At 46.6% G+C, this 12,376-nt stretch carries 8 protein-coding genes; 3 read left to right on the top strand and 5 right to left on the bottom strand.

What is annotated here, in order from left to right; translation table 11 throughout:
• Positions 1–33: 33 nt before the first annotated feature.
• Both ACMXYX_RS16900 and pyk read right to left on the bottom strand, forming a co-directional pair.
• Positions 34–1,110, bottom strand: coding sequence for an efflux RND transporter periplasmic adaptor subunit (locus tag ACMXYX_RS16900; RefSeq protein ID WP_415906301.1), 1,077 nt, complete (start codon positions 1,108–1,110; stop codon positions 34–36).
• A gap of 132 nt (positions 1,111–1,242) precedes the next feature.
• On the bottom strand, positions 1,243–2,679 hold the full coding sequence (gene pyk / locus ACMXYX_RS16895; RefSeq protein ID WP_415882826.1) for a pyruvate kinase: 1,437 nt from the start codon (positions 2,677–2,679) through the stop codon (positions 1,243–1,245).
• Positions 2,680–2,907: 228 nt separating this feature from the next.
• Between pyk and ACMXYX_RS16890 the strand changes: the two genes are divergently transcribed.
• Together ACMXYX_RS16890 and ACMXYX_RS16885 are read left to right on the top strand one after the other, a co-directional pair.
• A complete protein-coding gene (locus tag ACMXYX_RS16890; protein ID WP_415882825.1) occupies positions 2,908–5,175 on the top strand; it encodes an ATP-binding protein in 2,268 nt (755 codons plus the stop codon).
• Positions 5,176–5,194: 19 nt separating this feature from the next.
• Positions 5,195–6,559: a sigma-54-dependent transcriptional regulator gene (locus ACMXYX_RS16885; protein ID WP_415897161.1), complete on the top strand. Its 1,365-nt coding sequence runs from the start codon at positions 5,195–5,197 to the stop codon at positions 6,557–6,559.
• A 6-nt stretch (positions 6,560–6,565) separates the two neighbouring features.
• On the opposite strand, the gene ACMXYX_RS16880 is transcribed toward ACMXYX_RS16885, so the two are convergent.
• From ACMXYX_RS16880 to ACMXYX_RS16870, 3 genes are read right to left on the bottom strand one after another with little or no spacing between them, the layout of a single operon-like run.
• On the bottom strand, positions 6,566–7,792 hold the full coding sequence (locus ACMXYX_RS16880; protein ID WP_415897160.1) for a hypothetical protein: 1,227 nt from the start codon (positions 7,790–7,792) through the stop codon (positions 6,566–6,568).
• Entirely contained in the window at positions 7,785–10,136 is a 2,352-nt protein-coding gene (locus tag ACMXYX_RS16875) for a putative bifunctional diguanylate cyclase/phosphodiesterase (protein ID WP_415897159.1), read from the bottom strand. The genes ACMXYX_RS16880 and ACMXYX_RS16875 overlap by 8 nt, the downstream gene beginning before the upstream one ends.
• 17 nt (positions 10,137–10,153) lie before the next feature.
• Entirely contained in the window at positions 10,154–10,813 is a 660-nt protein-coding gene (locus ACMXYX_RS16870) for a hypothetical protein (RefSeq protein ID WP_415882821.1), read from the bottom strand.
• Between the two features lie 351 nt (positions 10,814–11,164).
• Here ACMXYX_RS16870 and ACMXYX_RS16865 point away from each other — a divergent pair, with 351 nt between their 5' ends.
• On the top strand, positions 11,165–12,337 hold the full coding sequence (locus tag ACMXYX_RS16865) for an alginate export family protein (protein ID WP_415882820.1): 1,173 nt from the start codon (positions 11,165–11,167) through the stop codon (positions 12,335–12,337).
• Positions 12,338–12,376 lie beyond the last annotated feature (39 nt).

The following is a 12,376-nucleotide window of genomic DNA, read 5'->3' as shown; positions in this document are numbered from 1 at the left end:
CAACTTATTCCTCTTTAGAATCTTGTGAAAACCTTAAGGTTGCAGAGTAACTTCTGCACCTTCACGTAATAGCTCGTTACCGCGAATAACAACCTGCTCGTCAGCACTGATCCCATTAATGATCTGGATCTTATCGCCTTTGATCTTGCCCAATTCCACCGGCCTGCGTTCAGCTTTGCCTTCCACCACGATAAATACGCTGTTACCGTCATCGGCGTGATGCAAAATGGCATCGCGTGACACCATCACTACGTTTTGCTCTTTGGAAAAGTTCAATTCCAGCTTGGCCGATGTGCCCGGTAATAATAGAGGGTTCGCTTGAACGGGTTTAAAGCGGGTCAGGAATGTTCTGCTCTGCTGCGAGCCTACTGGCACTACTGTTTTGACCAAGCCTTCAATAGCGGTATTCGGGGCCGTATCGGGATAGATGGTGATGGTCGTGATCTCCTGCATGCGACCGAAATAGGCTTGAGGGATCTGCACATCCAATAGAATTTTGTCTAAAGAGACCAGAGTCACTGCTGGATTGCCGCTACTGAGCCATTCCCCTTTCTCTGTTTGCTTAGCGGTGATGATGCCAGCAAAAGGTGCGAGTAGTTGATGTTGACCCAGTTCATGTTGGAAACGCTCTTGTTCGGCTTGGGCAGCGGCAAGATCTGATCGAGCGACATCACGCGCTACACGCAGTGAGATCAACGCATTTTGTGCAATGTGCTTTTTCTTGCGTAGCAGTTCACCCTCTTTTAACTGGCGGCGGGCCTCATTTAACTGCGTTTGTGTGGATGTTGTTTGCGCTTTGGATTTGAGTAGGTTCTGACGGGTGATTTCATCATCGAGGCTCAGAATCAGATCATCTTTTTTGACCTGACTGCCAATATCGACACTTAGGTTTTTAACGATTCCTTCAGCGGCTAAGGATAGATTCGCCGATAGCTCGGCTTTCAACGTACCATGCAGTGTTAGCGTCTCTTCAAAAGGCTCTGCTATGGCGGTTTCAACACGAACGGGCATCGTTTTGGCATGCGCCAGCGTCGGGATTAAAAATAGAATAGTTAACAGGGCTGAAGCAGCCTTGTTTCTAGATAAAGTCCGCAGTGGGGTGGGGAACATGTGACAGTTACTCTCACTCAAAAAGTGTGCAACTGATAAATTAAAATTAATTGCTGGGTAACTGCAACTGTATATACACTTTTTTACATTCAAAATGTTTGAGGGGAAGCAAATGCTTCCCCTCATCATGGCTTATTGAACCGCTAAAACCTGCATAGAGTTGGTGCCGCCATCTTCACCTAGGGATGCCCCGCGGGTGAGGATAACAAGATCGCCAGTTTCTAAAAGGTTACGAGCTTTAAGGCCCGCCAGAATTTCTTCGTTTAGCTTCTCTTTTTCGATCTGAGTGGCATCGAAGAAGATCGGTTCTACACCACGGTACAGTGCAGTACGGCGCATAGTGCGTTCATTGCGTGTTACTGCAAAGATCGGCAGACCTGAACGGATACGTGACATCCACAGCGGAGTGGAGCCCGACTCGGTTAAGCAGATTATGGCTTTAACACCCAACAAGTTGTTCGCCGTATACATTGCTGAACGAGCAATTGTTTCATCGAAACGTTCCAGCTTTTGCGTGATGTTGGTTGGAGCAGGACGAGACAACTGATGTTTCTCAGCACCTTGGCAGATAGAAGTCATCGACTTAACCACTTCCACAGGGTGCTTACCCGCCGCTGTTTCAGCAGATAACATCACCGCATCTGTACCATCTAAAATCGCATTAGCAACGTCGAAGACTTCAGCACGGGTCGGCATAGAGTTTTCGATCATGGTTTCCATCATCTGTGTTGCAGTGATTACAAAACGATTGAGTTCACGAGAGCGCTTGATCAGGTGTTTCTGCACGCCAATTAGCTCGGCATCGCCAATCTCTACGCCTAGGTCGCCACGAGCTACCATAATCCCATCGCAGGCTAAGATAATTTCATCCAGCGCTTCGTTGCTAGCTACAGTTTCGGCACGTTCTACCTTGGCGATAATCTCTGCACGGCTTCCAGCGTGATCTAGTAGTTCGCGTGCTTCTTGTAGATCAGCGGCGCTACGAGGGAAAGAGACCGCGATATAATCCATATCGATATCACCAGCGACTTTAATATCGCGACGGTCTTTCTCGGTCAGAGCGGCAGCTGATAGGCCGCCACCTTGACGGTTGATGCCTTTGTTGTTAGAAAGCGGGCCACCAATGATCACTTCAGTTTCGATACGAGAGCCGTTAACCGCAGTGACTTTCAACTGAACACGGCCATCATCGAGTAATAGAATATCGCCTGCTTGGCTATCTTCTGGCAAGGCTTTGTAATCGATACCGACTTGGGTTTGGTCGCCATCTTCATTACCGAGTTCTGAATCTAGAAAAAAAGTATCGCCTGTTTCTAGTTGAATCTTAGTGTCTTTAAATCGTGCGATACGAATTTTAGGACCCTGTAGGTCACCTAAAATTGCGATAGATAAACCCAGTTTACGTGCTGCTTTACGGACCTCACTGGCACGACGGCGGTGGTCATCCGCGCTGCCGTGGGAGAAATTTAGACGTACAGTGTTTACGCCGTTTCTTAAAATATCTTCCAAAACACCAGGTTCATCGGTGGATGGACCTAAGGTTGCTACAATTTTGGTTCGTTTCAGCATAAGAGTAATTAGTCCCTTCTTCAGATTACGCAAATAATATAGTTATGTATTTAGGAGTCTGCCTCTAAAGCCGAATAGGGCTTTAGAGACACGCCCCTTAATCCTTAATACCATGTTTGGTGTTCAAGAATATATACCTTAGTATAGAGCGACTATGTTAACGAAATTAAGTATTTCTTTTGCAGTTACGTTAATAAAAGCCCTTTTTACACAGACAGGCTAGGTTTTATGCCACAGACTCAATCACTTCGCTGGCGTCAGTATCGGCTGCTTTTCTTTGTCGTATTGGCTTTTGCATTCCTTTTGGTGGTTGGGCAAATTACATTTCTAAGTCAATCTCAAGGCTATCAAACCCTGCAACAGCGCTCCGGTGCCGATCTCAATCGTTACCTGTTGAGCCTGCAGCAGAAGTTGGATCGATATAAAGACCTGCCTGCGCTACTGTCATCACACTCCACATTGGTTGAAGCTTTAGCCAAGCCTGAAGATTCGTTCCTTTCAGGCCAGGCCAGTGTCTATTTAGAATCAGTAAATAATTCGATTAATGCGACTGATGTCTATCTGATGGACAAGGATGGGACGGCTATTGCCTCGAGTAACTGGGCGGAAGCGTACTCTTTTATGGGGAAAAATTACGCTTATCGTCCCTACTTTCAAGATGCGATTAAAGGCAAACCTGGCCGCTATTTCGCCTTGGGTTCAGTATCTAACCGACGAGGTTATTATTTCTCATACCCTGTTTATCTGCGCAGCCAGATCATTGGGGTTGTGGTTGTAAAAATTGATTTAAACGAAATTGAATCAGATTGGACCGATCCTGATCTAGACATTCTAGTGACCGATGAAGATGGTGTTATCTTTATCTCAACCCGAGAAGATTGGAAATTCAGAACCCTACACCCACTGAGCAAAGCTGATATCCAACGCATTTCTGAGAGTCTGCGCTATGGTGATCATACTTTAACGGCCCTCGAGATTATTTCGCGTGCACCACAGGAAAATGGTGCGACTTTGATTACGCTGGTGGACGGTAAGCGAATAAAAAACCAAGCCCTCGATGGCATCCGGCCACGTGAATTTCTTCTGCAAAGTAGAGAACTACCCGATAGCGGTTTAACTGTAGTTGTCTTAGCCAGTACTAAGGCGGTTAAAGTGCGGATGTTCTATACCGCTTTGACCGCAGGTTTTATCTTTCTCGCGTTAATCTTGTTGGTGTTAGTGTTACTGACACGACAGCGTATTACTCGAGAGCGCGCACGTTTTAAGCTGAAAGAAACCCAAGCTTTGGAAGCGAGCGAGCAGCGTGTACGTGCCATCATTGATAACACGCAAGCGGGTCTAATCACGTTGGATGATCAGGGACGGATTGAAAGCCTGAACTTGATGGCTGAAAAACTGTTTGGTTATGACGAACAGGAGGTGAGGAGTAAATATTTTAGTAAATTCCTCTCCCAGAACGATCGTGCGCTCTGTTGGCAGCATTTAACGGCGCCAGATAGTGACCGACAGCAGGAGTTGTATACAGAGGCGCTAGGATTGCGCAAAGATGGTTCTGAGTTCCCAATTGAATTGATTATCGGTCATATGGATTATGGCGTGGTGAAACGCTTTATCGTCACCATTCACGATATTACTCAGCGCAAGCAGTACGAAGAAGAGTTAAAACGTGCGCGAGAGTTGCTAGAGCATAGGGTTGCAGCACGTACCGAAGATCTTACCAATGCCAACCTTAAACTTCGTGACGAAGTCGCCAAGCACGAGAATACCCAAAATGAGCTGATTCAAACGGCAAAGTTGGCTGTGCTTGGTCAGATGTCTGCGGGTATCAACCACGAGTTGAATCAGCCGTTAACGGCCATCCGTACTTATGCGGATAATGCCAAAGCCTTTATGGAATTAGGTAAAACTGAACCGGTAGAGAAGAACCTCAGCGAAATTAGTGGCCTGACCGAGCGAATGGCGAAGATCATTCATCCGCTGAAAGAATTCTCGCGCAAAACAACAGGTGGCGTGGAGCCGGTCTGTCTTAAAAATGTGCATGATGGCGCGATGTCGATCATGTATGGCCGTTTAAGCAAGGCGGATGCAGAGGTAAATTGGCCCTCTGGTCTTGAACGGATCTATGTGCTCGGCGACACCGTGCGTTTGGAGCAGGTGTTGGTCAATCTGATCAGTAATGCTCTGCAAGCGATGGAAAATCAGACCAAACCAGTTGTGGATATCAGCTTGTCGGAACAAAATAAGCAGATCAGCCTTAATGTGCGAGACTTCGGCCCGGGTATACCGTCGCAGGAGTTGAATCGAGTATTCGAGCCCTTCTACACCACTAAAAAAGCGGGTCAGGGTTTAGGGCTGGGTTTGTCGATCTCTCACCGTATTATTGAAAGTATGGGTGGGGAATTGGCTGTCTCCAATCATGCTCAGGGTGGAGCGGTGTTCCGTATTTGCTTACCTAAAGCCGATCAGCCTGATAACCTTAATAACACGATTGGTTGATTAAGAAATGGAAAGCCGCATGAGTGAGAATAGGTTATTGCCCATTCTTTTAGTGGATGATGAAGAACATATTCGGTTAGCGGCTGGACAGGCCCTTGAATTAGCGGGCTATGAAGTGACCGCCGTTGAAACGGCTGAACAAGCTTTTGCGATTATCCAAGATGATTGGCCAGGTATTTTAATTACCGATATCAATCTGCCGGGCATGGATGGTCTTGAGTTGATGAAGCAGGTGGTTAATCTCGATGCCACTTTGCCTGTGATCCTGATTACCGGTCATGGTGATATTACTATGGCGGTGGGTGCTATGCGGGATGGTGCCTACGACTTTATCGAAAAACCTTTCTCTTCTGACTTGATGTTAGACGTGGTGCGCCGAGCGATTGAGAAGCGCAACCTCGTTATCGAAAACCGCCGTCTTAAGTTAGAGTTGGAAGCTCAGAGCGCGCCGGGCCCACGTATTATCGGTAATACCTCCATGATTGCCCAAGTACGTGGTTTAGTGCATGCAATTGCGGATACCCCCGCTGATATTCTGATCTTGGGTGAAACCGGTACAGGTAAAGACCTGATGGCCCGTTACATCCATGAGCACAGCCACCGCCGCGATCAGAATTTTGTCGCGATTAACTGCGGTGCTGTACCTGAAAATCTGATCGAATCTGAACTCTTTGGTCACGAAAAGGGCGCGTTTACCGATGCTAAAGCACGTCGTATCGGTAAGTTTGAGCATGCTAATGGCGGTACGCTGTTTTTAGATGAGATCGAAAGCATGCCGATGACCTTGCAGATTAAGTTACTGCGAGTCTTGGAAGAGCGGGCAATTGAACGCCTTGGCGCTAACGAAGTCATTCCGCTCGATCTTCGCGTGATTGCAGCAACTAAGGTAGATCTACGTGAGGCTGCCGAACAGGGAAATTTCCGAGAAGATCTCTATTATCGTCTGAATGTTGTGCGAGTGGATATCCCGCCGCTACGTGAGCGACGTGAAGATATAGGCTTGTTGTTCCAGCACTTCTCATTGATTGCTTCTTCGCAATATGGCCGAGAGGTGCCGCTGTTATCGGCTGAACGTATGCACAGTTTGATGACCCACGATTGGCCGGGCAATGTCCGCGAACTTCGCAATCTGGCCGAGCGCTATGTGCTTTTGGGTGAAAGTTGTACATTCGACTTTGAGAATAAACCGATCACCGACAATGATGGCTACAACAATATGAGCCTGCCGGATAAGGTCGAGCAGTTTGAAAGCATGTTGATTCAGGCTGAGCTTGCACGTTGCGCTGGCTCCATCAAAGAGACATTAACTAGCCTTGGTTTACCGCGAAAAACTCTTTACGACAAAATGAAGAAGTACGGGTTGGATAAGAAAGATTTTAAATAATTGGACTTAAAAATAGTAACGGAGCGCTACCTGAATCTGGCGTTCTAGCTGCTTCGGATCATCTTGGTTGTATGCTCTCGCGGCTCGGGTGCTATTTATCCAATTGAACTCATTCAACAGAAACCATTGGCGGTTAAGACGGTAACGGTAGCTAAGGGTAAAGGCTTTGCCGTACTCATCATTGTTGTCGCCAACCGTCTGATCTAGATCTGTAACCGAAAACTCTTCTAGGCGTGTTGATAGTCGATGAGGACCGTTACGCCAGCTTAAGGTTAGATAGGCGCTACGGTAATCATTATCGACCACATTGACTTTTTGCGGTGATTGCATCAGGGTTGAGCCCTGCATCACCTGGCCCATCAGGCTCCACTGTTTATCGATCTGCCAGCGGAAACCCGTGTAGGCAAATCGGGTTTCCCAACCATATTGACCATCCTCAAGCATATAGGGGGTGGCATTGTTGTCGTAATAACCGGCTTGCAGGAGTAGTTTCTTTTTCAGCTTATACTCGGCATTTAAAAAGTAACCAAGGCGGTCATCGCCTTCATGAAAAGGGTCAGATTCTTTTGCTTGATCTGTAAGCAGGTTCGTTTGCGCAGGGGTTTGTGGCACAGGGAGGCCTTCGCCGATAACGGATTGGCGACCGCTAAGCGTCCAACCATGCCAAGACAGCATCGAACCAGCGGTATCGTTAAAACCAAATAAACCTGTGTTGAGCTTTAGGTCGTAATCGACCTCTCTAAACTTTCCCAACCACTCTGCCGTGTACTCTATGCCGGTGGTGCGCACCTCCTCACCAATCCAACTGTTCATCGTTGAAGGAGTCAGTGTATTAGCGGGTGACCAAGCAGTGGCTCTGTTCTCTAATGATATAGGTGGGTAAAAGGTACCGACGCGGGCGCTGTGTCTAACACCTATATCACTGGGAAGGCCTGAATATTTAAGGAAAACTTCCGTCAGCCCAACTTCGCTTTTCTCATCATCGACAAAGCTGTTCCCTACGACAACAAAACTGAGTTGGTCACTCAAACCTAGTTTTAAGTTCAGGCCTAGCTGCCCTAGAGATAGATCGCCGCCGGGCGAGTTTTGGAGCTTGCCGAATTGACCACTGACATAGCTCTGTTCACCGGAAGAGTGGCTAGCTCGGATATCAACGAGTCCTTTCAAATCTACATCAATTGCATGTACAGGCAGAGATAAAAGCGTCAATGCTGCAAACCAGCGACTATCCATGTAAAACCTTTGTGATCGAAGACGGGTTGTACTCCGATTCTAGCAGCCAACTACTTAGTTCGCTTGCGGGTTGAGGTCGGCTGATGAAATAGCCCTGTGCTAAATCACAGTCATGTTGTTCTAACCATGTCAGAGTTTCTTGATCTTCGATTCCTTCCGCGACAACCGTTAGCCCCATATCATGGGCCATACGGATGGTGGATCTAACAATGATCTGGTCGTCGCTGCTCATGTGAACTTTATCGATAAATGAACGGTCGATTTTTAGCTCGGAAACCGGCATCTGTTTCAGCTGAGCTAGTGATGAGTAACCTGTACCGTAGTCATCAATCGACAGTTTGATCCCTTGACCTTTTATTTCGCAGAGCATTTTAATTGCGCTCTCTGGGTCACTTACGACGGCACTTTCCGTTACTTCCAGGGAAAGTGAGTTTTGCGGCAGTTGATGTGTTTTCCAAATCCCTTTGAGGGTATTGATCAGCTGTTGGTTTTTTAGGTTTTCCGCAGAGATGTTCACCGCGATAGACAGATGTAGCCCTATTTCTGCCCAAGCTTGATATTGTCGAGCGGCTTCATTCATTACCCAATTGCTGAGGGCATCGATCTGGCCTGTTTGCTCAGCGATAGAGATAAAGGAATCGGGTGGGATCATGCCCTGAATCGGGTGCTGCCAGCGAACTAATGCTTCCAGTTGATGGATTTTTCCGGTTTTTAGATCGAGCTTAGGTTGATAGAACAAACATAACTGGTCTTCAGCTATAGCAACCTTAAGGTCATTTACTAAGCTTAAGCGGCGGTTGGCATCGGCATCCATTTCTGGGAGATATTGCTGGAAGCTCTGCTGTGCTTTCTTACCATGGCTAAGCGCTGTATCAGCTTTTTGCAGAAGAGTTTGTGGATCATCGGCATCTTCAGGCACACGGGCAAAGCCAACCTGTAGCTGTAAGTGGAGTAGGGTGTCTTCACCACACAGAGGGTCATCCATCACTTGCTCAATCTTTTGCTGCCATTGCACCAGCTCGCTCAGTGTCGAGCACTCGATCAACATGGCGAATTCGTCACCGTCTAAATGGAAGGTTTGGCTGGCACCGTTGAGCTTCAACAGGCGTTTACCTACTTCTTTAATCATCATATCGCCAATCTGGTAGCCAAGCGTGTCGTTGACGGTGCGTGTGCGACGAATATCCAGATGGAGAAGGCTAAAGAAAGTGTCTTTTTGCTGCAGCAGGGTGTCTAAAGTTTCGAGTAGGGAGAAACGGTTTGGGAGATTGGTCAGGCTGTTATGCTTTAGCTGGTGGCTGATCTTTTGCTCTCGTACCAAGACCGCTTGTTGCATCTGATTAAACTCTTTTGCAAGCTGCCCCATCTCGTTCTTTTCACTGATATCTACACTGCTGTCATAGTTTCCTCGCGCAATATATTGAGCTTGGCGTACCAGTTTTCTAACCGGTTGGGTAATACTGCCAGCGAGGAGATAGGCTGCCAGCATGGTGATTGTCACCATACCGCCTTCAAGTGCTAGTAGGTGCCACCAGTTCTCTTGTAGGGTTTCCAGTAGGTTAGAGCGAGAGCCAAAGATCGTTACTTGCAGAGGACTCTTGCTGACCATGCCCACTTCAATCTGGGTTGCGAAAAGGTGGCCTGGTACCCGATTTTCAATAACTGCTAAGCCTTGCTGGCTCGGTGCTTGAGGATGGCTTGTCGGGATCGCAGCAGCAATAGCGCGCCATTGGCTATCTTCCTGCTGCAACATGAATTCGATACTCAGCCCAGTAATATCGGCAAAGTTTTGTGCCAGGGTGGTATTAATCTGATAGCCATAGCCGATCCAGCCGACGACTTGTTGCCCACTTTTTAATGGAGCAAAACTGAGTTGGTATAACTCGTTTTCTTGCTGGTACAGTTTGGTAAACGTGCCATCTACGCCAAACCATTGTGGCGAAGGGAACGGTTGGCCTTGTTCGGGGCCTAAACGGATTTTTTCATTTGGATTGCGGCGAATAAGCTGACCGATAATCGAGAACTTTTGGTCTACAGCGATTGCTATATCGGCATCAATGCGCTTGCGGTGGTTATTCAATGCAATCAGAAAACTACGTTGGTCAGCGCCGAAGACCTCTTTCAAACCGAAGTCCTTTGCAGCTGTTTCGGCGAAGGCTTGGAGATAGTAGTTTCGTTGCTGATAAAGGGTGTCAAAAACGGAGACAGCGGCATTGAGCCGCGATTGGATCTGAACGTCCCCTTGTTTATTGTTGGCGTCGTAGACCATCCACAAAGATGCTGCTTGAACCACCATTAATAAGGCGACAAAGAATATAAATATTTTGGTTTTTAAACTGCCCATGGTCAGTCATCCAATAACTAGTATTCATCCAGGAATTCGAAGTCTTCTTCGTCAGCCTTTGGCTTCACTTCGTAGAAGGTTTCGCTCAATTGCCAGGTCAGTTTTTGGTCTTGGCTAATATCCACTATCTGGGTTAATCGATTGTTTTCCGCTTTTAACTGCGGATGCCATAAGGTTAGGCGATATTTGCCCAAGTGATGAAAATCGAACGAAACTGAGCCAGTTTTAGTGGTTTTGGCAAAATAAGGCGTATCGACGATAAGTATAAAGCCGCTCATCCAATCATGGATGTTACAGCCCATAGCGACTGTCTCAGTGGATGAATCGGGCTCAAACGTCTCTAGGGCCTTGGATTCGCCTGATTTCAGTTTAAAGGAAAAACGGTTTGGGCCGGAGATCGAGTAGATATGGTGGGTAAAGTCATCTTTATTACTGAACTGTACCTCATCTTGGCGTTGCATCACCGTAATGTGCGGCGCAAATGCGCGATCTTTTTGTGTGATCTCGATTTTCTGACGTTCTATCTTAGGAGCTGGCTGGTCTATAGGTTCAGCATAGAGGACGATGGAATTTACCCCTGATTTATCGGGGTTTAGAACAGTAACATCCAATGTTGCAGCCTTAGTTTGAGAGGTCAATAAGATCGTAAAGCTTGCTACGAATGCGCGTATATACAAGGCTATTCTCCAAAGAAGGGTTCCGTTTCCTTAAGAGTGACCTATTCGAGAAAAATAGGTTCATTAATTAATGATCAAATATTCAAAATATGTCTTGTGGGTAAGGTTGTAATAATTTTGTAGTAGATACCCTTTCAAAATATCGGATTAATTCTGGACGAGTCTGCACTAACTCGGTGTTGACTTAATCTGTTTTGCTGCACCGCAGAAAAGCAGGCGTTGCTTTAGCTGATTCAAAAATGTGCAATTTATGCATTTTTAATGTTTGCTGAGCTGATTTTCTTAAAAATACGCCTGTTGGCATAGGCGTTGCTCCAGTACTAGCAATCTTTTGTGAGTTAGGAGTAAACAATGAATCAACTACCCTCTAAGTTGTTGTTAGCCACGGCTATCGCAGCTATATCGACCCCATCAGCTTATGCCGCTGAGTCTATTGCTGAAGCGTTTCAGAACGGTGAAACCTCCGTTAGCTTCCGTCTACGTTATGAAGACGTTGAAGACGATTCTGCCGCTGAAGATGCGAATGCTTTGACGTTAAAGTCTCGATTAACCTTTAAAACAGATGAATTCAAATCTGTATCTGCATTGGTTGAAGTAGATGACGTAACTGAACTGGACGATGTCGAATACAACGATGGCGTTAACGGCATGGGAACGAAAACAAAAATCGTTGACCCTGAAGGCACAGAAGTAAACCAAGCGTATTTAGCATTTACAGGTTTGTCTGATACCACTGTAAAGGTTGGTCGCCAGCGTATCCTTTTAGACAACCAACGCTTTGTTGGTGGTGTAGGTTTCCGTCAGAATGAGCAGACTTACGATTCGCTATCGGTTAAGAACAGCTCTCTGGCTGATACGGAGGTGTTCTACGCTTATATCAATGATGTCCATGGTATTACGGGTTCGGACAGCAAGCACAAGACACACTTGTTCAACGTAAAATACAAAGGTCTGCCATTTGGCGTTTTAACCGGTTACTACTACAACTTTGAGGAAGATAAAGTTGGTGGTTATGACCTAGATACTTACGGCGTTCGTTTTAGTGGTTCTCAAGATGCAGGTGATACCAAGCTTCTATACACAGCTGAGTACGCTACACAGGATAACGGCTCGACTGATCCTGACTACTATCTATTAGAGGGTGGTGTGGCGTTCTCTGGTGTGACAACCAAGCTAGGTTATGAAGTTCTTGGCTCTGATGGTGGCGTAGGATTCAATACACCATTAGCCACTAAGCATAAATTTCAGGGTTGGGTTGACCAGTTTTTAGCAACACCTGCAGATGGCATTGAAGATATTTATATCAGCGTGGGCACTAAGTTGGCAGGTGTTAAATTGCTTGCGGTTTATCACGACTATGAAGTTGAAGAAACGGGCGCTGATTTAGGCTCGGAATGGGGTTTTGTTGCGGCCAAAAAGTTTGGCAAAAACTACGGTTTAAGCCTGAAGTATGCTGACTATGACGCAGGTGATACTGGCGCGGATAAGAGCAAACTGTGGTTAACAGCTACAGCAAATTTTTAAAGCGGTGTATCAGCTACCCGAGTAGTGACGGGTGCCATA

It is taken from the genome of Neptuniibacter sp. QD72_48 (assembly GCF_047778065.1).
Taxonomy (GTDB): domain Bacteria; phylum Pseudomonadota; class Gammaproteobacteria; order Pseudomonadales; family Balneatricaceae; genus Neptuniibacter.
This window is presented reverse-complemented; position numbering and strand designations above follow the sequence as displayed.

Excerpts from the sequence above, each read along its gene's own strand:
- ACMXYX_RS16885 (WP_415897161.1), top strand. The coding sequence starts at position 5,195 with ATGAGTGAGAATAGGTTATTGCCCATTCTTTTAGTGGATGATGAAGAA.
- ACMXYX_RS16900 (WP_415906301.1), bottom strand. The coding sequence starts at position 1,110 with ATGTTCCCCACCCCACTGCGGACTTTATCTAGAAACAAGGCTGCTTCA.
- pyk (WP_415882826.1), bottom strand. The coding sequence starts at position 2,679 with ATGCTGAAACGAACCAAAATTGTAGCAACCTTAGGTCCATCCACCGAT.
- ACMXYX_RS16865 (WP_415882820.1), top strand. The coding sequence starts at position 11,165 with ATGAATCAACTACCCTCTAAGTTGTTGTTAGCCACGGCTATCGCAGCT.
- ACMXYX_RS16880 (WP_415897160.1), bottom strand. The coding sequence starts at position 7,792 with ATGGATAGTCGCTGGTTTGCAGCATTGACGCTTTTATCTCTGCCTGTA.
- ACMXYX_RS16890 (WP_415882825.1), top strand. The coding sequence starts at position 2,908 with ATGCCACAGACTCAATCACTTCGCTGGCGTCAGTATCGGCTGCTTTTC.
- ACMXYX_RS16875 (WP_415897159.1), bottom strand. The coding sequence starts at position 10,136 with ATGGGCAGTTTAAAAACCAAAATATTTATATTCTTTGTCGCCTTATTA.